Below are 23,851 nucleotides of genomic sequence, written 5' to 3' on the forward strand. Positions count from 1 at the left end.
ATCGTCACATCCGGGCGCAGAATCCGACCATGCCGGTAGACTCGGACGGGCAAGAGGCGGTCGCCGTGCCGTCGGCGCCTTGCGAGAAGACCGGGGCGCCGGCCTTGAGGCAGTAGGCCGAGACGAAGACCTCGCCGCTCGCGCAGGCGATCGCGCAGCCGGAGGCCGGGCAGGTCTCGCTGCGCACCGCCCGGAACGGTGTCGCGGGAGCCGCGGCGGGCAGCGCGGCTGCGGCAGGCCCCGCCGGACCGGCCTCCCCTTTCGAACCAGGTTCCCCCTTCGGACCGGCTTCGCCTTTGGCGCCAGCCTCGCCTTTGGGACCCGCTTCACCCTTGAGACCCGGCTCCCCCTTGGACCCGGCCTCGCCTGCCGGGCCGGCCGGCCCGGGAAGTCCCGCCACGCCCTGCGGGCCAGGCTCGCCGCGCACACCGGTCTCTCCCTTGGCGCCGGCCTGGCCCTCGGGGGCGCAGTTGGCGATCACCGCCTCGCGCTCGTCCTCGTCGCTCTTGAGGGACACGACGCAGCTGCCCGGGCGGTAGGGCAGACGGAAGAGGAAGCGGCCGCGAGAATCGGCCATCACCGACACGTCCTCGTCCATCACCACGACGGCGCCGCCCTTGCGGACCGAGCCCGAGATCCGCAGGTCGCCGGCCTCGATGCGGGCGTCGTAGACCATGATCGGCTGTGACGGCGCCTGAGGCCGCCGCGCCCGCGGGCGGGGGGCCGGCGCGGGCTTCGTCTCGGCGCCCGGAACCGCCGCCGGCTGCTGGGCCTCGGCGGCCCCGGCGAGGACGAGACCGCCGACGAGCAACGTGGCGGCGCGCACGAGACGAAGGGTCATGGTCGGACGATTCCTACCGCCGGATCGCGCGGCGGCGGGACATTGCCGCTTGGCCGCCGCCGGGGTCAACCCTGGGTTTCGGGACGGCGGTCGTCGCCTCGTACACAGCCGTCCACAGGCCAAGCCGCTGCGCAAGCGAGACTATTTCGTGGGGCTCCGAAACCGTTTGAAAATGTTCTTGTTTTGTTCCTATCTGACGTCATGTCGGAGCTGGATCGGGATGAAGCCCTCGCGTGACGAACCGGAGGAACGGCCGCCCTCCCCGGCGGAGCGGATCGCCGCGTTGCGGGTGCGCCTGGACGCGGAGCGCCGGCCCGATGTGGGCGGCGTGCTCCCCTTCGGCGTCGCCGACCTCGATGTGCGGCTTCCCGGAGGCGGCCTCGGCCTCGGCCTCCTCCACGAGATCGCCCCCGAAGGCGCGGGCGACGAGGCCTCGGCCCTGGGCTTCGTCTTGGCGCTGGTCGCCCGCCATCTCGCGCGCGCGGCCGGGGATGCCCTCCTCGTCGTCGCCCCTGGCCATCCGATTCCCTACGGCCACGGCCTCGTCGGCCTCGGGCTCGATCCAGGGCGCCTGCTGCTGCTCGAGGCCGAGGCGGACGCCGCCGTGTTCGGCGCTCTCGAGGACACACTGCGGGCCGGGCAGCTCGCGGCGGTGGCGGGGCTCGTCGCGGATGGGCTTCCGCTGAAGCCGGGCCGCCGCCTGCAGCTGGCCGCCGGGTCCTTCGGCACCGCGCCGCCCCTTCTGCTGATCCTGCGGCCTTTCCGGGCCGCCCTGCCGAACGGCGCGGCGACGCGCTGGCGGATCGCGGCCGGCGGCGCGGCGCGCGACCGGTTCGGCTGCACCCTGCGTCCCCGTTGGCGCGCACGGCTCGACCGCTGCCGCAACGGCCGGCCGGGCGACTGGCTCCTGGAGTGGGATCATGCCGCGCATCGTTTCGATCTGCCTGACGGACTGGCCCGTCGCGCGCCTGATGCGTGCGGGGGCTACGCCGGATGACGGCCTGCCCCTGGTGATCGCCGCCGCCGGAGCCGGCGGCCTGCGGCTCACCGCCGTGAACCCGGCCGCCGCCGCGCTCGGCCTGCGGCGCGGCGAGCCGCTGGGCCGCGTGCGCGCACGCCTCTCCACCCCGCCTCACGTCCACCCGGCCGACCCGGCGGCCGACGCGGCGGCGTTCGCCAGGCTCTGCCTCTGGGCGCAGCGCTACACGCCGAGCGTCGTGCCCTTCGGCCCGGCCGAGGCCTGCGACGGCCTCTACCTCGACGTCACGGGGGCGGACCACCTCATGGGCGGCGCGGACAAGCTGGTCGCAGACCTCGCCGCCCGCTTGGCCCGCGCCGGCATACCGGCACGGATCGCCGTGGCGGACACCCCCGGCGCGGCCTTCGCCCTGGCTCGCCACGGGCGCGAGGAGATGGCATGCGTCCCCTCGGACGAGACCGAGCAGATCCTGAGGCCGCTTCCGGTCGAAGCCCTGCGCTGCGAGCCCGCCGTTGCCGTCGCCCTGAAGCGGCTCGGGCTTCGCCGCATCGGCGCCCTCCTCGACGCGCCCCGCCCGCCCCTGGCGCGCCGTTTCGGCGAAGCCCTGCTCCTGCGCCTGGACCAGGCGACGGGCCGCCGCCCCGAGCCCCTTAGCCCGATCTCCGAACCCGTGCGTTACGGCGCCGCCCGCGGCTTCCTCGATCCGGTCGGGAGCCAGGAGATCGTCGTCGCGACGGCGCGGCGGCTGATGGCCGAGATCGCGCCGCGCCTGGAGGCGGACGGGCTCGGCGCCCGCGGCGTGCGCCTGTCGCTGCACCGGGTCGACGACGTGGTGCGCGCCCTCGACCTCGGCCTGTCCGAGCCGAGCCGCTGCCCGGACCACGTGGCGCGCCTGCTGCAGCTCCGGCTCGAACGACTCGGCTCGGGCCTCGATGCCGGCTTCGGCTTCGAGACCGTCCGCCTCGACGTGGCCGCCACCGGTCCGATGCCCGGCCGCCAGGCCGCCCTCGACACCGGACCCGTGCCCCCCGGCGCGCGCATCGCCGGCCTCGCCGACGCCCTGCGCCAGCGCTTCGGCCGCCCGGTGATCCGCCTGTCTCCCCGCGCGAGCCACGTGCCCGAGCGCGCCGACCGCATCGCACCATGGCGCACGGAATCTCGGCACACCGAACCTTGGCGTGTCGAGCGCGTCGTCCTGCACTGGCCCGATCCCGATGCCGGGATCGGCCCACGCCCGCTGGTGCTGTTCGACCGAGGCGAGGCTGCCGAGGACGTGATCGCCCTTGTGGCGGAGGGGCCGCCCCGCCGCTTCCGCTGGCGCTCCCGCCTCCACAGGATCGCCCACGCCGAGGGTCCGGAGCGGATCGCCCCCGAATGGTGGCGCGAGACCGGCATCCCCCGCGACTATTACGTCGTCGAGTGCGAATCCGGCCGCCGGCTCTGGCTCTACCGCGACGGCCCGAACCTTCCCGAGCGGCCGGCCGCATGGTTCGTGCACGGGCTGTTCGCGTGACGGGGGGGACTTACGCGGAACTGGCCGTCTCCACGAACTTCTCGTTCCTGCGCGGCGCCTCGCATCCGCAGGAATACGTCGAGCAGGCGATCGCCTACGGCCTCGACGCCATCGGCATCGCCGACCGCAACACCTTCGCCGGCGTGGTACGCGCCTACGCGGCGGCGCGGGTGAAGCCGGCGCGCCCGGGCGCCGAGGACATTTGGAATATCCCGTTCCTGCCAGGCGTGCGGCTCGTCACCGAGGAGGGGTTCGAGGCGGTGACCTACCCGATGGACCGGGCCGGCTACGGCCGCCTGTGCCGGCTCCTGTCCACGGGCAACCGTCGGGTGCGCAAGGGCGAGTGCCGGTTCTCCTTCGCCGAGATGCTGGATGCGGCCGAGGGCCAGGTCTTCATCGCGATGCCCCCCGGCCGGCGGCCAGTGCCGCCGGCAAGCTTCTCCGCCCGGGTCGAGACGCTGGCAACGGCCGCCCCCGGCCGGGTCTGGCTCGGCGCGAGCCACCATCACCGCGGCGACGAACGCCGCCGGCTCGGGCTCCTGGCCGAGCTCGGCGACCGCCTCGGCGCGCCGATGGTCGCGGTGTCCGACGCGCTCTACCACCATCCCGACCGGCGCCCGCTGCAGGACGTGATCGCCTGCATCCGCGAGGGCTGCACCCTCGTGGAGGCCGGCTACCGCCTGGAAGCCAACGCCGAACGCCACCTCAAGCCGCCCTCCGAGATGGCGCGGCTGTTCGCCGACCACCCGGAGGCGCTGGCCGCGACGCGCGAGATCGTGGAGGCCTGCACGTTCTCGCTGGGCGAACTGGTCTACGAATACCCGGACGAGCCGGTTCCGCCGGGGAAGACGGCGCAGGCGCACCTGACCGAGAAAGCCTGGGACCGGGCCCGCTGGCGTTTCCCCGACGGCATTCCCGATGCGGTCGAGAAGACGCTCGACGACGAGCTGAACCTCATCCGGAAGATGGATTACGCGCGCTACTTCCTCACCCTGTTCGACATCGTAGAATTCGCCCGCGACCGCGGCATCCTGTGCCAGGGGCGCGGCTCGGCCGCCAACTCCGTGGTCTGCTACTGCCTCGGCATCACCGCGGTCGACCCGACCCAGATCCGCCTGCTGTTCGCCCGCTTCATCTCCGAGAACCGCGACGAGCCGCCCGACATCGACGTCGACTTCGAGCACGAGCGCCGCGAGGAGGTGATCCAATACCTCTACGGCAAGTACGGCCGCGAGCGCGCCGCGATCTGCTCGACGGTGATCCACTACCGCCCGCGCTCGGCGATCCGCGAGGTCGGCAAGGTGCTGGGGCTGACCGAGGACCTCACCGCCGCGCTCGGCGAGACCGTGTGGGGGTCCTGGGGCAAGGACCTACCCGACAAGCATGTGGCTCAAGCGGGGCTCGACCCGGAGAACCCGGCGATCCGCCAGGCGGTGGACCTCGCGGTCTCGCTGGTCGGCTTCCCGCGGCACCTGTCGCAGCATGTCGGCGGCTTCGTGCTCACCCGCGGGCGCCTCGACGAGACCGTGCCGGTCGGCAACGCCGCGATGCCCGACCGCACCTTCATCGAATGGGACAAGGACGACATCGATGTGGTCGGCCTGATGAAGGTCGACGTGCTGGCGCTCGGCATGCTCACCTGCATCCGCCGGGGCCTCGAATTCCTCGCCCGCGACTACGGCCACGACTACCCGACCCTCGCCGACCTGCCGCAAGAGGAACCGGAGGTCTACGCGATGCTCTCGAAGGCCGATTCCGTCGGCGTGTTCCAAGTCGAGAGCCGGGCGCAGATGTCGATGCTGCCGCGGCTGAAGCCGAAGGCGTTCTACGACCTCGTAGTGCAGGTCGCGATCGTCCGCCCCGGCCCGATCCAGGGGGACATGGTGCACCCCTACCTGCGGCGGCGTTCCGGGAACGAGCCGGTGGAGTACCCCTCCCCCGACCCGGCGCACGGCCCCCGGGACGAGCTCGAAGGCGTGCTGAAGCGAACCTTCGGCGTGCCCCTGTTCCAGGAGCACGCCATGCAGATCGCGATCACCGCGGCCGGCTTCACCCCGGCCGAGGCCGACGGCCTGCGGCGCGCCATGGCGACCTTCCGGCATGTCGGCACGATCGGCGGGTTCGAGGAGAAGTTCATCGGCGGGATGACGCGGCGGGGGTATCCGCAGGACTTCGCCGAGCGCTGCTTCAAGCAGATCCGCGGGTTCTCGACCTACGGCTTCCCCGAGAGCCACGCGGCGAGCTTCGCGCTCCTGGTCTACGCCTCGGCCTGGCTGAAATGCCGGCACCCGGACGTGTTCCTGGCCGCGATCCTCAACGCGCAGCCGATGGGCTTCTACCAGCCGGCGCAGCTCGTGCGCGACGCCCGCGCCCACGGCGTCGAGGTGCGCGGACCCGATGTCAACGCCAGCGACTGGGACTGCACCCTGGAGCCGGCCTCGGAAGCGCCCCCTCCCGGGGTGCCGAAGCGGCTCGCGGTGCGGATCGGCCTGCGGCAGATCACCGGGCTACCGCAAGGTGCGATGCGCCGGCTCGTGGCGTTGCGGGCCAACGGCTACGCCAGCATCGAGGGCTTGCAGGCGGCCCTGGCGCTACCCCGAAACGCCCTGGAACGGCTGGCTGAGGCCGACGCCTTCCGCTCCCTCGACCTCGACCGGCGGGCGGCCCTGTGGATGGTGCGGACGCTGGAGGGCGGACGCCTCGCCAAGGCCGCGCCGGACGCGGGCCTGGGCCGGCGCGCGCACCTGCTCGAGGCGCCGCTGCCGCTCTTCGCCTTCCACGCCGACGACGGGCTCTTCCGCAACGAGCCGGCCGTGGCGCTGCCGGCCATGCCGGCCTCCGAGCAGGTAGCGGAGGATTATTCCGCCACCGGGCTCTCGCTCAAAGGCCATCCGGTCGCGTTCTTCCGGGCTCGACTCGCCCGGATCGGCGCGATCCCGGCGCGCGAGCACCACGATCCGAGCTTTCCCCAGAACGGCCGCGTCACCGTGGCCGGGCTGGTGCTGACCCGCCAGCGTCCCGGAACCGCCAAGGGCGTCGTGTTCCTGACGCTCGAGGACGAGACCGGCATCGCCAACGTCATCGTCTGGAAGACGGTGTTCGAGGCCAACCGTCGCGCCGCGATGAACGCACGCTTCCTGGCGGTGCAGGGCCGGGTGCAGCGGGCCGAGGGCGTCGTCCACCTCGTCGCCGAGCGGTTCCGCGACCTGACGGAGGAGCTGCGCGCGCTGCGCGAAGGCGGCGTCCGCTTGCCGCCCGAGACCAACGACTTCGGCGCCCCCGTCGATCGCCGGACCTATCGCAGCCGGGACTTCCATTGAGCAGGACGCCGAACCTGTAAAGTCAGGAGCTTGGACAGCCACGAGCCTCGACAGCGGATCGGCCACTTGTATGGTGCGGCCATGCTCCGCTTCGCCCTCGCCTGCCTCCTGCTGATTCCCGCCGCCGCCCGCGCGGACGAATGCGACGGCCTCGCTCAGAGGATCGCCGCCACCACCGGCGGCAAGGTCGGGCGCCGCGCCGGCCCCAGCATCGACATCAGGGTGCCAGGCTCGATCAAGCTCGACCTTACCTGCCGGGCCGAGCCGATCGTCCAGGCGAGTTCCGGCGAGACGACGCCGTCCGCGACCTTCTTCCGCGACCTCGCCATCGCCTCGGAACTGCTCGTCGGCGAGCCGGCCGGCACGGTCGAGGCCGTCATCGCCAAGGCGCACGCCACCGCACTCTCCGAGCGGCGCAAGTCGTTCATCCAGCAGAACGGATGGTCGGCGAGCTGCTACACCGACAGCACCGGCTCGATCCGCACCCTCTGCTCGATCGGCCGCATCCCGCCGGGGTGAGGCGCCCCCGGCGAGCCGGAACCGCCCGTTTTGCTCAGTACTCGATGATGTCTTCCAGCGCGTAGTGCTTCACCGTCTTGCGGTTGGCGATCAGCTCCTCGACCGTCGGCTCGCCGCGCAGCGCGCGGCCGATGGCAAGCTTCGTCGCCTCGTAGTTGGTGCGGTAGAGGTCCTTGCGGTCGAGGTTCTCGTCCTCCGAGCACCGGACGTCGAGCCAGATCATGATGATCATGCACAGCTCGTCGAGGCCGTCCTTGGGCAGGATGCCTTCGATGATGCAATCCACGATGGCGTCCCCGGTGGCCGCCTGAACCACGCCGCCGAGAAGCTCGGCATACTCGGCCGTGTGGATCGTGACCTTGGTGGTCATCATCGTGGCCGGGCGCACGAGCTGATTGAGGTCGCGCACCACGAACATCCGGGTGTGGCCCTGCACCTGGCCCATCATGCCGGCGAAGGCTTGGCCGACGGGGCCGCGCGTCGAGCCGATCAGAACCTCGGGCATCGCGTCGGTGTATTGCCCCTCGGCGGCGAGCACGGTTGCCTCGCCCGTGCGGAACCAGATCTCGGACATGTCTCTCGGCCTCGGAAGCGGCGCCCAGGAAACGGCGCGGTCGGCCGCGCAGACATCATCCCCGGCCGCCTTCGTCAACCGTTGGTCCGGACGACAAAGGCGGACGGCGGCCCTGGCCTCCGCAGGCGCGATCGGTCATGCAGGGGGCGACCGAACGGGAATGAACGACGATGAGCGATCCGGACCAGGGACCGGGCCGGGGGCCGGCCAGCGAGCGCGGCTGGAGCCTGTCGGCGGCGCCGGCCGGCGATGGGGTGCGCCTGGAACTCGGGCTGCCCGACGTCGGAGGCAAGCCCATCACCGCCATCCTCGCCCTCAGCCGGTCCGAGGCGCGCGCCTTTGCGCGGACGCTGCTCGCGGCCGCCGGCGACGCCGCCGAGCGCAGCTTCCCGCAGGCGCCGAAGCGCTAGAGCATCTTCTGTGATCGCTAGATCACAGAAGATGCTCTAGCCTGTTGTGTGGTCACCTTTTTTTCACGCGAGCCGGTCTCCACCTCGCTTGAAAATGCTCTAGCGCAGCCCGATGCCGGGGGTTGTGCGGCCGGGCAGGCGCGGCACCTTCGCGGTGCGCGACTCGATCGGGCCGCCGCAGGCGTAGACGAACTCGGTCTGCAGGTCGGTGAACACCGCCTCGCCGATGATCTTGCAATCCTCGCGCACGGTCTCGTCCAGGTAGGTCCGCGCCGCGAGGCGGAAGCGCGCCGCCCGCGTCTCGCCGGGGTCGCGCTCGGCGTAGCGGTCGCCGATGCCGCAGCCGGTGACCTCGCGCAGGGCGTTCGAGACGACGAGCATCCGCCGCTGCTGGCGCTGGTCGTAGACCTCGTAGGGATCGTTGCAGGAGATCGTGACCACCTGCGGCGTCAGGCTGACGTAGGTCTTGGAGATGTGGGAGAAGCCGGTGCAGCCGGTGACCGCGAGGCCCGTCGCGACGGCGAGGAGGAACGCCAGCCGCTGCATACCCGTCTCCACGCAACCCGCCCGCGGACCATCCCGCCCGGGCATTGAAGCCGCGACGGCCGCCCGGTCAAGCTCCACTGGGACACAGGTGCCGGCTTATGCGCCCCCACCCTCCCAATCCTCGACGCGCAAGCCCGGCACCCGCGCGAATTCGCAGACGTCGCGGGTGACGAGGATCAGGTTTCGGGCGAGCGCCTGGCCGGCGATCAGCACGTCGTAGGGGCCGATCGGCGTTCCGGCCTCGGCGAACGCGGCACGAATCTCGCCCGCCTTGCGGTCGTCGTCCAACGCGAAATCCACGATCGACATGCGCAATCCTTCGAACGCTTCGAGGGCGACGTCGACGCGCAGAGCGCGAAAGGTTCCGAACAGAAGCTCGTGCGCGACGATGACGGTGAGGCCGTAAGCGCGTCTGGGATGGCTGAAGACCTTTTCGGTGACGACAGGTCTCCGGTTCATCACCGCGATCAGCACGTTCGTGTCGAGCAGGAACCTCGGTCGAAGAGCGCATCGAGACCGGGTCGGTCCTGCTGCGGCAAATCCTGCTCGACGGCCGCGAGAAGGCCCGTGGCGACCTCGTCGGTCAGGTGAGGAAACGACGCCTACTCGTCGTCCAACGGTTCGAGGATGACGGCGTAGCCATCGCGCCTGATCCGCACCGCCTCCGCGTCGAAGCGGAGTTCGTTCAGCAAGCGGACGGCCTGCGATTGCCCGGACCAGAACACCTTCGCGATGTCGGCCATGACTGCCACCTGCCATATCTTCCAAGGGATATATGCAGATGGCGTCCAGGCAGGAAACGAGCGAGGCGGCGCCCGCTACTCCGCCGCCACCGCCAGATACCGCGCCGGGTCGTAGTTCAGGATCGGCCCGAGCCAGCGCTCCACGGCATGGAGGTCCATGCCCTTGCGCTCGGCGTAATCCTCGACCTGGTCTCGCTCCACCTTCGCGACGCCGAAATAGTGCGCCTTCGGGTGCGCAAGGTAGAGGCCGGAGACCGACGAACCCGGCCACATGGCGTAGGATTCGGTGAGCTTCACACCGATGCGGCGCTCGGCCTGGAGCAGGTCGAACAGGGTGACCTTCTCGGTGTGGTCGGGCTGCGACGGGTAGCCCGGGGCCGGGCGGATGCCGTCGTATTCCTCGCGCACGAGGTCTTCCGGCGCGAAGGTCTCGTCCGGCGCATAGCCCCAGAACTCGCGCCGCACGCGCTCGTGCATGCGCTCGGCGAAGGCCTCGGCGATGCGGTCGGCGAGCGCCTTGACCAGGATCGAGCGGTAGTCGTCGTTGGCTCGCTCGAACTTCTCGGCGATCCGCACCTCTTCCAGGCCCGCCGTGACGACGAAGCCGCCGACGTAGTCGGCGATCCCGGTCTCGGCCGGCGCGACGAAGTCGGACAGGCAGGTGTTCGGCCGGCCGTCGCGCTTCGACAGCTGCTGGCGCAGGCCGTGGAAGGTGGCGAGTTGCTCGGACCGGCTCTCGCCGGTGTAGAGGGCGATGTCGTCGCCGATCGCGTTGGCCGGCCAGAATCCCAGGATCGCCTTCGGGTTGAACCAGCGCTCGGCGACGATCTGCTTCAGCATCGCCTGCGCGTCGTCGAACAGGGCTTTCGCCGCCGGCCCCTGGTTCGGATCCTCGAAGATCGCCGGGTAGCGGCCCTTGAACTCGTAGGTCTGCAGGAACGGCGTCCAGTCGATGTAGGGCACGAGGTCCGCGACCTCGTAGGCGCCGAAGACGCGGGTGCCGGTGAAGCTCGGCTTCTTCGGTGCGTACTCCGTCCAGTCGATCTTGAAGGCGTTGGCGCGGGCCTTGGCGAGCGTCAGGCGCTGCTTGTCGAGCTCCGAGCGGGCGTGGGCGTCGGCGACCTTGGCGTACTCGGCCTGCACCTTCTCGATCACGCCGCCGCGGGTCTCCTTGGAGATCAGGCTCGACACTACGCCGACCGCGCGGCTGGCGTCGGTGACGTAGATCGCTTGGCCCCGCTGGTAGGACGGGTGGATCTTCACCGCGGTGTGGACGCGGCTGGTGGTGGCGCCGCCGATCAGCAGCGGCACGTCGAAGCCCTCGCGCTCCATCTCGGCGGCGACGTGCACCATCTCGTCGAGCGAGGGCGTGATCAGCCCGGACAGCCCGACGATGTCGACGTTCTCCTTGCGGGCGACGTCGAGGATCTTGGCCGCTGGCACCATCACGCCGAGATCGATGATCTCGTAGTTGTTGCAGGCCAGCACGACGCCGACGATGTTCTTGCCGATGTCGTGGACGTCGCCCTTCACGGTGGCCATCAGCACCTTGCCGGCGGCGCGGCGCTTGCCGTCGCCGCCGTTGGCGAGCTTCTCCGCCTCCATGTACGGCTCGAGGTAGGCTACCGCCTGCTTCATCACGCGGGCGGACTTCACCACCTGCGGCAGGAACATCTTACCGGAGCCGAACAGGTCACCGACCACGTTCATGCCGGCCATCAGTGGCCCCTCGATGACGTGGAGCGGGCGCTCGACGCCCTGGCGCGCCTCCTCGGTGTCGGCGAGGATGTACTCGGTGATGCCGTTGACCAGCGCATGCTCGATGCGCTTCTCGACCGTGTTCTCGCGCCAGGTCAGGTCGGCGGTCTTGGCCTGGGCCGAAGCGCCGGTCTTGAAGCGTTCGGCCGACTCCAGCAGGCGGTCGGTGGAATCGTCGCGCCGGTTGAGGACCACGTCCTCGCACAGCTCGCGCAGCTCCGCCGGAAGCTGGTCGTAGACCGCGAGCTGGCCCGCGTTCACGATGCCCATGTCCATGCCGACCTTGATCGCGTGGTACAGGAACACTGCGTGCATCGCCTCGCGCACGGGCTCGTTGCCGCGGAAGGCGAAGCTCAGGTTCGAGATGCCGCCCGAGATGTGGGCGTGGGGCAGCGTCTCGCGGATGATGCGGGTGGCCTCGATGAAGGCGACGCCGTAGCCGTTGTGCTCTTCGATGCCGGTCGCCACCGCGAACACGTTCGGATCGAAGATGATGTCCTCGGGCGGAAAGCCGACCTCCTCGGTCAGCACCTTGTAGGCCTTGGTGCAGATTTCGACCTTGCGCTCCAGCGTGTCGGCCTGCCCCTCTTCGTCGAAGGCCATCACCACCACGGCCGCGCCGTAGGAACGGCACACCTTGGCGTCGGCGATGAACTTCTCGATGCCCTCCTTCATGGAGATCGAGTTCACGATCGCCTTGCCCTGGATGCACTTGAGGCCGGCTTCGATGACGTGGAACTTCGACGAATCGACCATCACCGGCACGCGGGCGATGTCGGGCTCGGCGGCGACGAGGTTGAGGAACTCGACCATCGCCTTCTCGGAATCGAGCAGGCCCTCGTCCATGTTGACGTCGATGATGCTGGCGCCGGCCGCGACTTGGTCGCGCGCCACGTCGAGGGCCGCCGCATAGTCGCCTGCCGTGACGAGCTTGCGGAACTTGGCCGAGCCGGTGACGTTCGTGCGCTCGCCGACGTTCACGAAGGGAATCTCCTTCGTCAGCGTGAACGGCTCCAGGCCGGACAACCGCATCAGCGGCGCGATCGTCGGGATCGCTCGCGGCGTCTTGCCGGCGACGGCCTCGGCGATGGCGCGGATGTGGTCCGGCGTGGTGCCGCAGCAGCCGCCGACCATGTTGACGATGCCGCCCTCGGCGAACTCGGCGACGAGCTTGGCCATCGCCTCCGGGCTCTCGTCGTAGAGGCCGAACTCGTTGGGCAGGCCGGCATTCGGGTAGGCGCAGACCAGCGTGTCGCAGACGCGGGAGAGCTCGGAGATGTGGCCGCGCATCTCGCGGGCGCCGAGGGCGCAGTTGAGGCCGAAGGTCAGCGGCCGGCAATGGCGCAGCGCATTCCAGAACGCCTCGGGGGTCTGGCCCGACAGGGTGCGCCCGGACAGGTCGGTGATCGTGCCGGAGATCTGGATCGGCAGCTTGACGCCGCGCTCGTCGAACACCTGCCAGGTGGCCGCGATCGCCGCCTTGGCATTGAGGGTGTCGAAAATGGTCTCGATCAGGATCAGCTCGGCGCCGCCGTCCATCAGGCCGCGGACCTGCTCGGCATAGGCCTGCTTGACCTGATCGAAGGTCACGGCGCGGTAGCCGGGGTTGTTCACGTCCGGCGAGATCGACAGCGTGCGGTTGGTCGGGCCGACGGCGCCGGCGACGAACCGGCGGCGGCCGTCCTTCTCCTCGGCGAGCTTGGCGGCCTCGCGGGCGAGCCGCGCGCCTTGCGCGTTCAGCTCGTGGATCACCGATTCCATGCCGTAATCGCCTTGCGCGATCGTGGTGCCGGAGAAGGTGTTGGTCTCGCAGACGTCGGCGCCGGCCAGGAAGTAGTCGAGGTGGATTTGCCGGATCGCGTCGGGCTGCGTCAGGATCAGGAGGTCGTTGTTGCCCTTCTGGTCGTGGGAGTGGTCCGCGAAGCGCTCGCCCCGGAAGTCGGCCTCGCCATAGCCGAGGCGCTGGATCACGGTGCCCATCGCCCCGTCGAGGACGAGGATCTTCTCCTTGGCGCGCTGGCGCAGGGCGGCTTCGATTTCGGTGCCGTCGACGGGGCGGAGGTCGGTCATGGATGTCTCACTCGTCATTCCGGGGCCGCGCAGCGGAGCCCGGAATCCAGAACCGCGACGGGTCCGGGAGGTCGGTTTCGGCTGTCGTCGAAGTCGTTTCGGCAAGGTCGGAGCGTCTGGATCCCGGGCTCGCCTGCGGCGCCCCGGGATGACGGAGCGGTCGAGCCGTCAGGCGGCTTTCGCCGCCATCACCTTCGGCGCCTGGGCACGCAGGCCGAGGAGATGGCAGATCGCGTAGACGAGGTCGGAGCGGTTCATCGAGTAGAAGTGGAAGTCGTTGACCCCCTCGTCCACCAGATCGAGCACCTGCTCGGCCGCCACGGCCGCCGCCACCAGCCGGCGGGTCTCGACGTCGCCCTCAAGCCCCTCGAACCGCGCCGCCAGCCAGTACGGCACCGAGGCGCCGGTGCGGCGGGCGAAGTTGGCAGCCTGCTTGAAGTTCTGCACCGGCAGGATGCCGGGGATGATCGGGATGTCGATGCCGGCGGCGCGCACCTTGTCGACGTAGCGCAGGTAGACCTCGTTCTCGAAGAAGAACTGCGTGATCGCCTGGTCGGCGCCGGCGTCGACCTTGGCCTTCAGCGCGTCGATGTCGGCGTCGAGCGAGGCGGCCTCGGGGTGCTTCTCGGGATAGGCCGAGACCGAGACCTTGAAGTCGCCGATCCGCTTGATGCCGGCCACGAGGTCCGAGGTCTGCGCGTAGCCGCCGGGATGCGGACGGTAGGCGTGCCCGACGCCCTCGGCCGGGTCGCCGCGCAGCGCCACGATGTGGCGCACGCCGGCATCCCAGTAGGACTGCACCACCGCATCGATCTCGTCGCGGGTCGCGTCCACGCAGGTGAGGTGGGCGGCCGGCTTGAGGCCGGTCTCGGTCACCATGCGGGCGACGGTATTGTGGGTACGCTCGCGGGTGGAGCCGCCTGCGCCGTAGGTCACCGAGACGAACTTCGGCCCGAGCGGCGCCAGGCGCTCGATCGAGGACCAAAGGATCTTCTCCATCTCCTCGGTCTTCGGCGGGAAGAACTCGATCGAGACGCGGATCGGGTGGTAGCCGTCGCGGCTGGCACGGTGGCGGATGGCGTTCGGCATGGGCTTCGTCCTCGATGTCGTTCGGTTCAGACGATCGTCACGGATATCTGGCCGCCTCAGGCGACGGCGCGCTCGGGTCGGATGGCCTCGGGCATCGCGCGGCGGTCCGCCGCGAGCCAGAGGGTGACGGTGAGCTGGGCTCGGTCCGTCGGAGCGAGGTCGCGGATCACCTCGGTGTCGAGCCCGGCCTCGGACAGCCAGCCCGAGACCTGGTCGGCGGCAAAGCCCAGGCGGCGGTGAGCCTGCGACTCGCGTAGGAACTCCAAGTCGTGCGGCGCGAAGTCGACCACCAGCATCCGACCGCCCGGCGCCACGAGGCGGGCCGCCTCGCGCAAGGCGCGCCCAGGCTCGTCGAGGTAATGCAGCACCTGATGCACCACCACGAGGTCGAAGCTTCCACGGGCGAAGGGCGGCGCGTGGATGTCGCCCTGGCGCAGGTCGACCCGCGAAAGGCCCATCCGCTCAAGGTTGGCGCGGGCGACCGACAACATGGCGTGGCTCGAGTCGAGGCCGGTCGCGCGGGCGGCGAGCGGCGCCAGCAGTCCGAGCATCCGCCCGGTGCCGGTGCCGAGATCGATCAGGCTGCGGACCGGGCGCGGACCGAGCGCCGCCAAAACAGCCGCCTCGACGGTGGCCTCGGGCACGTGGAGCGAGCGCAGCTCGTCCCATTTCGGCGCGAGCCGCGCGAAGAAGGTCTTGGCGGTTTCCGCCCGCTGGTTGCGGACTGCATCGAGCCGGGCGCGATCCTCGGAGAGCGGTGCGCCGTCGCGTGCGAGCCCCGCGATCAGTGGATCGACGAGGCCGGCCCGGGTCTCGGACAAGCGGAAGAACGCCCAAGCCCCTTCGCGGTGGCGCTCGATCAGCCCGGCCTCGACGAGAAGCTTGAGGTGGCGCGAAATCCGCGGCTGCGACTGGCCGAGGATGTCGGTGAGGTCGGAGACCGAGAGCTCGCCCTCCGACAGCAGCGCCAGGATGCGCAGGCGCGTTTCCTCAGCCGCCGCCCGGAGCACACCGAGGGCGTCGGGGAAGGAGACCGGTGCCGTCGTCTGGGCGCGATCATGAGACATAAAGATATCTTTATGTTCGATCGCATCTTGTGGCAAGCGCCTTTTCTTAAGCGCGACGCCTATTCGGCATCCCACAGCCACGCAGCGCCGCGCACGCCCGAGGCGTCGCCGTGCAGGCTTTCGCGGATCGGCGTGTCGAAGCGGTCCGAGAACACGTGCGGCGCGGTCGCCACCGGCAGTCCGCCGATCAGTTCCGGGACCCGCGAGAGGCCGCCGCCGATCACGACCACGTCGGGATCGAGGATGTTGACCACGTGGGCGACACCGCGGCCAAGCCGGTCGAGATAGGCGGCGAAGCTCGCCCGCGCGCCGGCCTCGCCTGCGCGCATCGCCGCGACGACGGCCTCGCCGGAGCAGGTGATACCGGTGCGGCGGGCATGGTCGGCGGCGAGCGCCGGCCCCGACACCCAGGTCTCGATGCAGCCGTGGCGCCCGCAATAGCAGGCCGGCCCGGGCCGCTCGTCGTCGTCCGGGCTCGGCAGCGGGTTGTGACCCCACTCGCCGGCGATGCGGCCGCGGCCGGCGAGCGGCCTGCGGTCCCAGGCGATGCCGGAGCCGACGCCGGTGCCGAGGATCACAGCCCAGACGAGGCTCGACCCGGCGCCCGCGCCATCCACCGCCTCGGACACCGCGAGACAGTTGGCGTCGTTCTCGATGCGGATGGGACGCCCGAACGCGGCTTCGAGGTCGACGCCGAACGGCCGCCCGTTGAGCCAGTGCGAGTTCGCGTTCTTCACCAGGCCGGTCGCCGGCGAGATCGCCCCCGGCATCCCGACGCCGACGGTGCAGGGCGAGCCGGCCTCCACCTCGAGCCGGGCGACGAGCTCCGCGACCGTCCGCACCGTGCCGGCATAGTCGTTCCGCGGCGTCGGCACCCGAGCCTCCGCCAGAACGAAACCGCCGGCATCGAGGACGATGCCGGCGATCTTCGTGCCTCCGAGATCGATGCCGAGGCGGAAGACCGCCCCGGTGCGCGACCCGCTCACTCCGCGGCGGCGATCTTCGGCGCGGCCGGGCCGCTCTGGACCGTCATCGGCTCGGGCGTCTCGTCGGAGATGTGCGTGCCGATGGAGATCGGGTGCGCCATCACCTGGTTGAGCTTGGCCTTGTCCAGCTCGCCTTCCCAGCGCGAGACGACGATCGTCGCGACGCCGTTGCCGATGAGGTTGGTCAGGGCGCGGCACTCGGACATGAACTTGTCGACGCCCAGCACCAGCGTCATCGCCGCCACCGGGACGGGGGTGCCCGGGATCGCGGCGAGCGTCGCGGCCAGGGTGATGAAGCCGGCGCCGGTGACCCCGGAGGCGCCCTTCGAGGTCAGCATCGCCACGAGGAAGATCGTCGCGTACTGGCCGAAGGTCAGGTCCGCGCCCACCGCCTGCGCCAGGAACAGGGTGGTGAGCGTCATGTAGATGTTGGTGCCGTCGAGGTTGAACGAGTAACCCGTCGGGATCACCAGGCCGACGACGGAGTCCGAGGCGCCGAGGCGCTTCATCTTGGTCATCATATGCGGCAGCACCGTCTCAGACGAGGAGGTGCCGAGCACGATCAGGAGCTCGTCCTTGATGTAGGCGAGGAACTTGAAGATCGAGAACCCGCAGAACGCCGCGATGCCGCCGAGCACAACGAAGATGAACAGCAGCGAGGTGGTGTAGAAGGTGCCCACGAGCCAGGCGAGGTCGACGACCTTGCCGATGCCGTACTGGCCGACCGTGAAGGCCATCGCGCCGAAGGCCCCGATCGGGGCGAGCTTCACGATCAGCCCGATGATGCGGAAGAACACCTGGCCGGCGGCGTCGATTCCGTTGGTGATCGCCTCGCCCTTCGCGCCCATTCCGGTGAGCACGCAGCCGGTGAGGATCGAGATCAGCAGCACCTGGAGCAGGTCGCCGGTGGCCATCGCGTCGAAGAAGCTCTTGGGGATGAGGCCCAGGATGTGCGCGATGGTGGAGTCGGCGGCAGCCTTGCTGGCGTAGCTCTCGACCGCCTTGGCGTCGAGCTTGGACAGGTCGGCGCCGAATCCCGCGCCCGGCCGGACGACCTCGCCGACGACGATGCCGATCAGCAGCGCGAAGCTCGAGACGACCTCGAAATAGATCAACGCCTTGAGGCCGACGCGACCGACCTTCTTCAGGTCGCCGATCGAGGCGATGCCGTGCACGATGGTGCAGAAGATGATCGGCGCGATCATCATCTTGATCAGGGCGATGAAGCCGTCGCCAAGCCACTTCATCGCTTTGCCCCAGCCGGGGTCGACGTAGCCGAGCAGGATGCCGAGCGCGATCGCGATCAGCACCTGGATGTAGAGCACCTTGTACCAGGGCTCCGGGGCGACCGCCTTCGCGGTCCCCGCCACGCTCGTCGAACCGTGCATCGCCTGCGCCATGATTTCGCCCGTGCACGCTTGCCGTGCACCCTCCCATTTTGCCGGAGGCTAGCGAAGTTGGCTCCAAGCCTCAACGGCGGCTGAGTATTTCCACACGCCGAACCCGTGACAAAAACCTGTTCCTCCAGGAAAAACGGCCTTTTCGCGGCAGAGTACAGGGGGCACTGAAGTCGTAGCGGTCGCGTCGACATCGACGCCGGACGGTGTCGTCCATCGGCCGGATTGCTTGATTGCCGGAGCTTCATCGTGCCCCAGATCCGTGCCGTCCTCGCCGCCGCCGGCGGCCTCCTCTGCCTTGCCCTCACCCTGCCGGCAAGCGCCGGGATCGTGGCTCAGGTCGACCAGTCCCGCCAGCGCATGCGCGTCTACGTCAACGGCGCGCTCTCGCACGATTGGCCGGTCTCGACGGCGCGTAGCGGCTACGTGACGCCGAACGGCAACTTCCGGGTCGGGCTGATGGCGCCGATGTGGCGCTCGCACAAGTATCACGGCTCGCCGATGCCGCACGCCATGTTCTTCCGCGGCGGCTACGCGATCCACGGCACCTACTCGGTCGGGCAGCTTGGCCGCCGCGCCAGCCACGGCTGCGTCCGCCTGGCGCCCGGCCATGCCAGCCGCCTGTTCAGCCTGGCCAGGAGCTACGGCGGGGCGAGCGTCGTCATCCGTCGCTGACCCGTAGCGGCGGCCCCGAACGGCGAAGACCGCCGCCGCAGCTGCGGCGACGGTCCTCGGACGTCGAACGATCAGTGTAAAAGCGGTCTATCGCTCAGGTCTGCTGATTCCGACGGGGACGGACGGTCCAGCGCTCGAAGGTTGAGGCCGGATCGTCGCCCGCGGGCTCCTGCGGCGGCTGCTGGATCGCCGCGCCGAGTGCCTGCGACAGGCTCTCGATCACGTCGTCGATCCGCGCGTCCTGCGGCTGGGCCTCGGCGGCGTGCTCAGGCTCGGCCGACGCGACATGTGCCGGCGCCGGGGCGGGCTCGGGTTCGGACGCGACCGGCTCCGGGGCCGCGGGCTCGGGAGTGGGCGGCGCCTCGACGACGGGCGCGGCGGCAACTGCCGCTGCTACAGCCGGCGCGCCGGAACCCGCGATCCGCCGCAGCGCGTCGACGACGCCGTCCTTCTCGGCCGGCTTGTCGCCGGTCCGCGCATTCGCGCCGTAGCGGCCGAAGCCGAAGCGGGGCTCGATCAGATCGAGGACGGCGTCGAGCGCCGCGTTGCTCAGGCCGATCTCGCCCGTGGACGGAATGCCCTGGAGCGCCAGCGCTTGGCGATCGAACGTGGCGTCGTCCGTCACGTCACGGCCGAACCAAGCCGGGGCGCTGAAGGCCGCGGCCTCGCCGGGCTCGTCGAAGCTCACGCTGACCAGATCGAGGCTGCCCGGGCTGACGTAGCGGTCGATGATCGCCTCCTTCGCGCCGAGCGACACCGCGGTGCGGTCGTAGGCGGCCTTGCCGGAGCAGACGTCGAGCAGCGCGTCGCCGTGGGCGCGGGGAACGTCGGTCCGCTCCTCGGCGGCCGCACCCTGTGCATCCTTGGTCACCAGGACGAGGTGGCATTGCTGCCCGTCGACCCGGACGAACGAGGTCCGCCCGCCCTGGGGTGCAAAGTAGCCTTCGGTGATCCGGCCGCCGCCGCGCTCCTTGCGGATCAGACGCACCAGGGCCGGTGCCACGAGAAACCGCCGGACGACGCTCATACTCAACCTCTGCTCAAGGACGCTCCGGCGACCGCCGGAGATGCCGCCCGTACTGCTTCGTGCGGCGAAGACCGCAGGGGAGGCCGGGCGAAGCGTTAAAACGCTTGGCCGTCCCGCGCGTCGATCCCGCCGGCGCGTGCCTGTCGTCCGCCAAGGAAAGGGCCTTCGCCGCCCGTCGATCCGCTTAGGGACTAAGCAAAAAGCCGACGAAATCAAGACCGCGACGCCGCAAGACCTTGGATGACGCTTGTTATCCTACCTCAGACCGTTCCCGAGGCCGGCTCCTTCGGCGTGAACGCGAGGGATGTTCCGTTCATGCAGTAACGGAGGCCCGTCGGCGCCGGGCCGTCGTCGAAGACGTGGCCGAGATGCCCCTTGCAGCGGGCGCAATGCGCCTCGGTGCGAACCATCCAGTGGCTGCGATCGACCTGCGTCTCGACTGCGCCGGGGAGCGGCTCGAAGAAGCTCGGCCAGCCGGTTCCGGATTCGAACTTGGTCTCGTTGACGAAGAGAGGCGTGCCGCATCCGGCGCAGGTGAAGGTGCCCGGGCGCTTTTCCGCGAGCAGGCAACTCGTGCCGGCGCGCTCGGTGCCGTGCTCGCGCAGCACCCGGTACTGCTCGGGCGTGAGCGCCGCCTTCCACTCGGCCTTGCTCCGGGCCTCCGGCGCCGACATCGTATCCGATCCGCTCATCGTATCCTCCGCTTGTGGATGTCGGCGCGATATGGGGCCGGGCGGCCGCGCCTGCGAGCCGGTCACGCCGCCGCGCCGACGGTGTCGGCCATGCGCGCCTCGCGCTCGCCGAGCGGCAGGGCGGGTCCCGTGGTGGTGTCCTGACCGGTCTGATGCTCGATCTCGGCGTTGATCTCGCCGCCGAGCAGCACGATCGTGGAGGAGATCCAGATCCAGGTCATGAAGCCGATCACGGCGCCCAGCGAGCCGTAGGTCTCGTTGTAATTGCCGAAGCTGGAGACGTACCAGGAGAATAGCAGCGAGGCCACGAGCCAGAGCAGGCCCGCCACGACGCTGCCGACCCCGACCCAACGCCAGCGGGCGCGCTCGCGGCTCGGGCCGTAGCGATAGAGCAGCGACAGGCCGCCGAGCAGCACGACCACCAGCGCAGGCCAGCGCAGGGCCGCGACATACCAGGCACCCTCGCTGAGACCGATGAAGTTGAACACCACCGGCAGCACCACGATCGAGCCGAGCGCGAAGATCGTGAACACCAGGGCGCCGACGGTGAAGGTGAGCGAGCGCAGGTTCAGCATGACGAAGCTGCGCTTCTCCTGCTCCTCGTAGACGACGTTCAGCGCGTCGAACATCGCCTTCATCGCGGCGTTCGCGCTCCACAACGACAGCACAAGGCTGGTGAAGAACGTCAACCCGAGGGTGCCGCCGCCCTTGGCGGCGATCCGCTTGACCTGGTCGCCGATGATCTCGATCGCACCCGAGGGTAGCACGCCCTGCAAGCTGGCGAGGTGATCGTTGATGACGTTCACGTCGGCGAAGAGCCCGTAGCAGGAGACGAGCGCCGCCACCGCCGGAAACAGCGACAGCAGGGTGTAGAAGGTGACGCCTGCGGCGACCGACAGCACGCGGTCCTTGTTGAACTCGAGGAACGTGCGAACCGCGACGTCCTTCCAGCCGGCGGCCGTGATCTGGGTGGGATCGGTGGCGGCCCGACCGCGCTCGGGCTGGGTGTCGGCGACGCGCTGCGCCGACCGGCCGGAATGCGACCGGGCGCCGGCCTGCCCGTTCGGCGCGACCCGCTGCTGCGGCCGCGGCTCGAAAGCTGGATCCGCGGTGGCAGTCGCCTCCGGCATGCCCTTCCGCGTCTGCGCCGCCACGAGGGCGATCAGCGCCGAACCCAGCATCAGCATCCAGACGACCGACCCGTCCTCCGACGACGCGCTGCGGGGACCGGGGGAAGGCGTAGGCATGCTGAGAGAACCCGGGCGCGAACAGCCGCGTTTCCCCGCTAGAACGTCGTATGTCAGGGAGCGTTCCCCGTCGGACGGTTCCGTACACACGACATTGTATCGCCTCGTCGGCGATCGGGGAGCGCGATGGTTTCGGTTTTCCAGGCGTTGTCCGGAAGACGCGTCCGTGTCGATCAATGGGAATCGCGATTACGGAGCCTGTTCGGCACTCCAATGCTCCGTGTGCCGCCTCCGGCGGCGCCGAGGTTCGGCCTCGCAAAAGTCCTTTTGCATTAGGGATCGGTCGGCCGGCCGACCGATCCCACGGGGCGAACCCGCTCTCAGCGGGTGGGCGCGCTGGTGCCCTTGCCGGATGCGCCCGGCGTCGAGCCGGCGCCGGCATCGTTGGCGCCGGTGCTGTTGGACGTGCCGGAGCGGCTCTTGTCGCCGGTGGTCGGCCCGCTGCCTGCCGCGCCCGAGGACGAGCCCGCGCCGGCATCGTTCGGGCCTGTGCTGTTCATGGTGCCGGATTTGGTGGTGCCCGAACCACCCTCGGCGGCAAGGGCGACCGATCCGAGGAGCAGCGTTCCGGCGAGGGCGAGCGTGAGCGCTTTCATGGCGTTTCTCCCTAGTGGTTGGCGTGATGCACGCTTCGACCAACCCAGGGTAGGATGCGACGTTCCGGCACGAGACCGGATTCGATCTTAGGCGCCGCGCTCAAGCGCTGAGCGCCGGCTCGCGGGGGACGACGGCGTAGTCGGCCGCCTGCAGCCGCACCATGGTCTCGGTCGCCATGTCGGCCAAGGCCTGCAGGCGTCCGACCGTGCCGTCGTCGAGTTCGACCCAGGCGCTCCAGTAGGCGCCGAGCGCGGCCGAGGGCTCCGGCGAGCCGATCGGCATCATTACGAGGCTGCGCATCGAGGCGGACTGGTACGCCGCGACAGGAAGGCGAGTATCTGCTTCGATGTCGTGGATGACCGCCATCTGCCGATTCAGCATCACCCAACCGGAGATGCACGCCTCCAGGCGGAACCGACGCCCGCGCCAGAGCGGGCGGATCGCGTCCTCGGCGACGTAGTGGCAGAAGTCGCCGTCCCGCAGCACCACGGCGATCCCGTCGGACTCCGCGATAGAACGCGCCGTCTCGCGCAGGGCCACAACCAAGCCGGGCATGTCGGAAACGGTGAGCAGTCGGGCTCGAGCCTCGTCGAGGCGTGCATCCGTCATCGCGCCAAAACCCATTAGGCCTGCTACCCCCGAGCACGCGAAACGCGGCCCTTCGGCCTGAAGAACGCGGAAGCTCACGAAAGCGCCCTTCGAAAGTTCAAGAGATTTGTTGCGGGATGGTGTCGCGAACGCCGGTGCAGAAGCCGACCGACCGGCGGCATTCGCGAGCGTCCACCGCGGCAAGTCGCGCTCTCTCTGTTCGAGATCGAGGAACGCGTCGAGCGAAGCCTATGATGCAACCTGCGACTACGTAGCCGTACCTCGCAACCCCCCCCCTCGGTGTACGTAGCAGGCGGTTCCCACGGTAGGTGCGTCGGATGCCGCTGTTCTACATCGACCTTCACGATGGAACGAATTTCGTTCGCGACACCCAGGGCTTCGACCTGCCCGACATCACGGCGGCGCAAGCCAGGTTGGTCCAGGTGATGCGGCGGGTGGCGCAACTACTCGATGCGGTCACCGACCGCCAGGACTACCTCGCGATCGTCCGGGACCAGAACGGCAAGGTCGTTTTGCGCGCCACCCTGACGCTCGATCTCGAAGAGGTCGGGTCAGTGTGAGCGCCGGGACGCGGTCGCTGGTGAGCAGGTTGGCGTGGCGACCCCGGAAGGGCTCGAACCTTCGACCTGCCGCTTAGAAGGCGGCTGCTCTATCCAGCTGAGCTACGGAGTCAGGGGTGCCAGCGACGGTATGAGCCATGGGTGCACCGTGCGGTCAACCCTGCGCGGCGTTCAGGCGCCGCGTGCGGCTTCGACCTTGGCGAGCTCGACGGCCGCGCGCAGTTCGATGTCGGCGATCAGCCCGTCGAGGCGCGGGTCGCCGCAGGACTCGGCGCGTTCGGAGAGGCGGCCGGCAATGGTAAGGAGTTCGTGGGTCGCGACCCGGCCGGACAGGAGCGAGGCCTTGAGCCGGTCGAGCCCGTCGAGCAGGTCGTGGCCCCGCCTGGCCGAACGGCGGCGGCGCTCGTGTGGGGTGTCGGGCTGGCCCTGCAGCATCAACATCGCGTCGAGGCCGGCAAGCGTGGCCGTGGCGCCCGTGCCGGCGCTGCGTTGCGCGCCCGGCCCGGCGCCGACCTGGAAGCTCGGACCGGATTCGCCCTTGCGCGTGCCCCCGACGGAGGTCGTCCCCACGGCCCCCGGACGGTTCTCGACGCGCATCGCTTCGTTGATTCCTGTGGGCCGGTAGCGCCCGA

23 protein-coding genes and 1 tRNA gene are annotated in these 23,851 nt (G+C 70.0%); 7 read left to right on the forward strand and 17 right to left on the reverse strand.

The window, feature by feature from the left end; all coding sequences use genetic code 11:
* Positions 1–4 precede the first annotated feature (4 nt).
* Entirely contained in the window at positions 5–841 is an 837-nt protein-coding gene (locus MFF13_RS05405; RefSeq protein WP_238271226.1) for a collagen-like protein, read from the reverse strand.
* Positions 842–1,061: 220 nt separating this feature from the next.
* On the opposite strand from MFF13_RS05405, the gene MFF13_RS05410 reads away from it, so the two are divergent.
* The 4 genes from MFF13_RS05410 (at position 1,062) to MFF13_RS05425 (ending at position 7,172) form a co-directional block, all read left to right on the forward strand.
* Positions 1,062–1,838 carry an ImuA family protein gene (locus MFF13_RS05410; RefSeq protein WP_238271228.1) on the forward strand — a complete coding sequence of 259 codons (777 nt, stop codon included), beginning with the start codon at positions 1,062–1,064 and terminating at the stop codon, positions 1,836–1,838.
* Complete coding sequence (locus tag MFF13_RS05415) at positions 1,762–3,333, forward strand: Y-family DNA polymerase (RefSeq protein WP_238271230.1); 1,572 nt, start codon at positions 1,762–1,764, stop codon at positions 3,331–3,333. Before MFF13_RS05410 ends, MFF13_RS05415 begins: the two co-directional genes overlap by 77 nt.
* Positions 3,306–6,653, forward strand: coding sequence for an error-prone DNA polymerase (locus tag MFF13_RS05420; RefSeq protein ID WP_238271232.1), 3,348 nt, complete (start codon positions 3,306–3,308; stop codon positions 6,651–6,653). The genes MFF13_RS05415 and MFF13_RS05420 overlap by 28 nt, the downstream gene beginning before the upstream one ends.
* 81 nt (positions 6,654–6,734) lie before the next feature.
* Positions 6,735–7,172: a hypothetical protein gene (locus MFF13_RS05425; RefSeq protein ID WP_238271234.1), complete on the forward strand. Its 438-nt coding sequence runs from the start codon at positions 6,735–6,737 to the stop codon at positions 7,170–7,172.
* A gap of 34 nt (positions 7,173–7,206) precedes the next feature.
* Here MFF13_RS05425 and MFF13_RS05430 read toward each other — a convergent pair whose 3' ends face one another.
* Positions 7,207–7,746, reverse strand: a complete 540-nt coding sequence (locus tag MFF13_RS05430) for a formaldehyde-activating enzyme (protein WP_147754419.1) — start codon at positions 7,744–7,746, stop codon at positions 7,207–7,209.
* Positions 7,747–7,916: 170 nt separating this feature from the next.
* Between MFF13_RS05430 and MFF13_RS05435 the strand changes: the two genes are divergently transcribed.
* A complete protein-coding gene (locus MFF13_RS05435) occupies positions 7,917–8,156 on the forward strand; it encodes a hypothetical protein (RefSeq protein ID WP_147829267.1) in 240 nt (79 codons plus the stop codon).
* Positions 8,157–8,255: 99 nt separating this feature from the next.
* Here MFF13_RS05435 and MFF13_RS05440 read toward each other — a convergent pair whose 3' ends face one another.
* From MFF13_RS05440 to MFF13_RS05475, 8 genes are all read right to left on the reverse strand, one after another.
* Positions 8,256–8,702 carry a hypothetical protein gene (locus MFF13_RS05440; RefSeq protein WP_238271236.1) on the reverse strand — a complete coding sequence of 149 codons (447 nt, stop codon included), beginning with the start codon at positions 8,700–8,702 and terminating at the stop codon, positions 8,256–8,258.
* A gap of 96 nt (positions 8,703–8,798) precedes the next feature.
* The gene (locus MFF13_RS05445; protein WP_283205809.1) at positions 8,799–9,191 is read right to left on the reverse strand and encodes a PIN domain-containing protein; all 393 of its coding nucleotides are present in this window, start codon (positions 9,189–9,191) and stop codon (positions 8,799–8,801) included.
* Between the two features lie 113 nt (positions 9,192–9,304).
* Positions 9,305–9,445: an antitoxin gene (locus MFF13_RS05450; protein ID WP_238271246.1), complete on the reverse strand. Its 141-nt coding sequence runs from the start codon at positions 9,443–9,445 to the stop codon at positions 9,305–9,307.
* A gap of 75 nt (positions 9,446–9,520) precedes the next feature.
* Complete coding sequence (gene metH, locus MFF13_RS05455) at positions 9,521–13,273, reverse strand: methionine synthase (protein WP_238271255.1); 3,753 nt, start codon at positions 13,271–13,273, stop codon at positions 9,521–9,523.
* Positions 13,274–13,441: 168 nt separating this feature from the next.
* Positions 13,442–14,362, reverse strand: a complete 921-nt coding sequence (gene metF / locus MFF13_RS05460) for a methylenetetrahydrofolate reductase [NAD(P)H] (protein ID WP_147752399.1) — start codon at positions 14,360–14,362, stop codon at positions 13,442–13,444.
* A gap of 56 nt (positions 14,363–14,418) precedes the next feature.
* Positions 14,419–15,429 carry an ArsR/SmtB family transcription factor gene (locus MFF13_RS05465; protein ID WP_238271257.1) on the reverse strand — a complete coding sequence of 337 codons (1,011 nt, stop codon included), beginning with the start codon at positions 15,427–15,429 and terminating at the stop codon, positions 14,419–14,421.
* Positions 15,430–15,488: 59 nt separating this feature from the next.
* The gene (locus tag MFF13_RS05470; RefSeq protein WP_238271259.1) at positions 15,489–16,415 is read right to left on the reverse strand and encodes an ROK family protein; all 927 of its coding nucleotides are present in this window, start codon (positions 16,413–16,415) and stop codon (positions 15,489–15,491) included.
* Complete coding sequence (locus tag MFF13_RS05475; RefSeq protein WP_147752408.1) at positions 16,412–17,803, reverse strand: dicarboxylate/amino acid:cation symporter; 1,392 nt, start codon at positions 17,801–17,803, stop codon at positions 16,412–16,414. Before MFF13_RS05475 ends, MFF13_RS05470 begins: the two co-directional genes overlap by 4 nt.
* A 258-nt stretch (positions 17,804–18,061) precedes the next feature.
* Here MFF13_RS05475 and MFF13_RS05480 point away from each other — a divergent pair, with 258 nt between their 5' ends.
* Positions 18,062–18,487: a L,D-transpeptidase gene (locus tag MFF13_RS05480; protein ID WP_238271261.1), complete on the forward strand. Its 426-nt coding sequence runs from the start codon at positions 18,062–18,064 to the stop codon at positions 18,485–18,487.
* A 94-nt stretch (positions 18,488–18,581) separates the two neighbouring features.
* On the opposite strand, the gene MFF13_RS05485 is transcribed toward MFF13_RS05480, so the two are convergent.
* The 5 genes from MFF13_RS05485 to MFF13_RS05505 all read right to left on the reverse strand — a co-directional run bounded on the left by MFF13_RS05485 (position 18,582) and on the right by MFF13_RS05505 (position 22,659).
* Positions 18,582–19,514: a hypothetical protein gene (locus tag MFF13_RS05485; protein ID WP_147831273.1), complete on the reverse strand. Its 933-nt coding sequence runs from the start codon at positions 19,512–19,514 to the stop codon at positions 18,582–18,584.
* Positions 19,515–19,774: 260 nt separating this feature from the next.
* Positions 19,775–20,206, reverse strand: coding sequence for a peptide-methionine (R)-S-oxide reductase MsrB (gene msrB / locus MFF13_RS05490; protein ID WP_238271270.1), 432 nt, complete (start codon positions 20,204–20,206; stop codon positions 19,775–19,777).
* A 62-nt stretch (positions 20,207–20,268) separates the two neighbouring features.
* Positions 20,269–21,453 carry a YihY/virulence factor BrkB family protein gene (locus MFF13_RS05495; protein WP_187273743.1) on the reverse strand — a complete coding sequence of 395 codons (1,185 nt, stop codon included), beginning with the start codon at positions 21,451–21,453 and terminating at the stop codon, positions 20,269–20,271.
* A gap of 320 nt (positions 21,454–21,773) precedes the next feature.
* On the reverse strand, positions 21,774–22,049 hold the full coding sequence (locus MFF13_RS05500) for a hypothetical protein (RefSeq protein ID WP_238271272.1): 276 nt from the start codon (positions 22,047–22,049) through the stop codon (positions 21,774–21,776).
* Positions 22,050–22,149: 100 nt separating this feature from the next.
* Positions 22,150–22,659 (reverse strand): GAF domain-containing protein, encoded by a 510-nt coding sequence (locus tag MFF13_RS05505; protein ID WP_373322485.1) that lies wholly within the window; start codon positions 22,657–22,659, stop codon positions 22,150–22,152.
* A gap of 317 nt (positions 22,660–22,976) precedes the next feature.
* On the opposite strand from MFF13_RS05505, the gene MFF13_RS05510 reads away from it, so the two are divergent.
* The gene (locus tag MFF13_RS05510) at positions 22,977–23,219 is read left to right on the forward strand and encodes a DUF6894 family protein (RefSeq protein WP_147752392.1); all 243 of its coding nucleotides are present in this window, start codon (positions 22,977–22,979) and stop codon (positions 23,217–23,219) included.
* 35 nt (positions 23,220–23,254) lie between these two features.
* On the opposite strand, the gene MFF13_RS05515 is transcribed toward MFF13_RS05510, so the two are convergent.
* Both MFF13_RS05515 and MFF13_RS05520 read right to left on the reverse strand, forming a co-directional pair.
* Positions 23,255–23,331, reverse strand: a tRNA-Arg gene (locus tag MFF13_RS05515).
* A 59-nt stretch (positions 23,332–23,390) separates the two neighbouring features.
* Positions 23,391–23,816 carry a flagellar assembly protein FliX gene (locus tag MFF13_RS05520; protein WP_238271274.1) on the reverse strand — a complete coding sequence of 142 codons (426 nt, stop codon included), beginning with the start codon at positions 23,814–23,816 and terminating at the stop codon, positions 23,391–23,393.
* Positions 23,817–23,851: the final 35 nt, after the last annotated feature.

Origin of the sequence: Methylobacterium cerastii (genome assembly GCF_022179125.1) — a bacterium.
GTDB lineage: Bacteria > Pseudomonadota > Alphaproteobacteria > Rhizobiales > Beijerinckiaceae > Methylobacterium > Methylobacterium cerastii.

Excerpts from the sequence above, each read along its gene's own strand:
- MFF13_RS05495 (WP_187273743.1), bottom strand. The coding sequence starts at position 21,453 with ATGCCTACGCCTTCCCCCGGTCCCCGCAGCGCGTCGTCGGAGGACGGG.
- MFF13_RS05410 (WP_238271228.1), top strand. The coding sequence starts at position 1,062 with ATGAAGCCCTCGCGTGACGAACCGGAGGAACGGCCGCCCTCCCCGGCG.
- MFF13_RS05450 (WP_238271246.1), bottom strand. The coding sequence starts at position 9,445 with ATGGCCGACATCGCGAAGGTGTTCTGGTCCGGGCAATCGCAGGCCGTC.
- MFF13_RS05405 (WP_238271226.1), bottom strand. The coding sequence starts at position 841 with ATGACCCTTCGTCTCGTGCGCGCCGCCACGTTGCTCGTCGGCGGTCTC.
- MFF13_RS05510 (WP_147752392.1), top strand. The coding sequence starts at position 22,977 with ATGCCGCTGTTCTACATCGACCTTCACGATGGAACGAATTTCGTTCGC.
- MFF13_RS05420 (WP_238271232.1), top strand. The coding sequence starts at position 3,306 with ATGGTTCGTGCACGGGCTGTTCGCGTGACGGGGGGGACTTACGCGGAA.
- MFF13_RS05500 (WP_238271272.1), bottom strand. The coding sequence starts at position 22,049 with ATGAAAGCGCTCACGCTCGCCCTCGCCGGAACGCTGCTCCTCGGATCG.
- MFF13_RS05485 (WP_147831273.1), bottom strand. The coding sequence starts at position 19,514 with ATGAGCGTCGTCCGGCGGTTTCTCGTGGCACCGGCCCTGGTGCGTCTG.
- MFF13_RS05430 (WP_147754419.1), bottom strand. The coding sequence starts at position 7,746 with ATGTCCGAGATCTGGTTCCGCACGGGCGAGGCAACCGTGCTCGCCGCC.
- MFF13_RS05475 (WP_147752408.1), bottom strand. The coding sequence starts at position 17,803 with ATGCACGGTTCGACGAGCGTGGCGGGGACCGCGAAGGCGGTCGCCCCG.
- msrB (WP_238271270.1), bottom strand. The coding sequence starts at position 20,206 with ATGAGCGGATCGGATACGATGTCGGCGCCGGAGGCCCGGAGCAAGGCC.
- MFF13_RS05465 (WP_238271257.1), bottom strand. The coding sequence starts at position 15,429 with ATGTCTCATGATCGCGCCCAGACGACGGCACCGGTCTCCTTCCCCGAC.
- MFF13_RS05505 (WP_373322485.1), bottom strand. The coding sequence starts at position 22,659 with ATGACGGATGCACGCCTCGACGAGGCTCGAGCCCGACTGCTCACCGTT.
- metH (WP_238271255.1), bottom strand. The coding sequence starts at position 13,273 with ATGACCGACCTCCGCCCCGTCGACGGCACCGAAATCGAAGCCGCCCTG.
- MFF13_RS05440 (WP_238271236.1), bottom strand. The coding sequence starts at position 8,702 with ATGCAGCGGCTGGCGTTCCTCCTCGCCGTCGCGACGGGCCTCGCGGTC.
- MFF13_RS05520 (WP_238271274.1), bottom strand. The coding sequence starts at position 23,816 with ATGCGCGTCGAGAACCGTCCGGGGGCCGTGGGGACGACCTCCGTCGGG.
- metF (WP_147752399.1), bottom strand. The coding sequence starts at position 14,362 with ATGCCGAACGCCATCCGCCACCGTGCCAGCCGCGACGGCTACCACCCG.
- MFF13_RS05415 (WP_238271230.1), top strand. The coding sequence starts at position 1,762 with ATGCCGCGCATCGTTTCGATCTGCCTGACGGACTGGCCCGTCGCGCGC.
- MFF13_RS05435 (WP_147829267.1), top strand. The coding sequence starts at position 7,917 with ATGAGCGATCCGGACCAGGGACCGGGCCGGGGGCCGGCCAGCGAGCGC.
- MFF13_RS05425 (WP_238271234.1), top strand. The coding sequence starts at position 6,735 with ATGCTCCGCTTCGCCCTCGCCTGCCTCCTGCTGATTCCCGCCGCCGCC.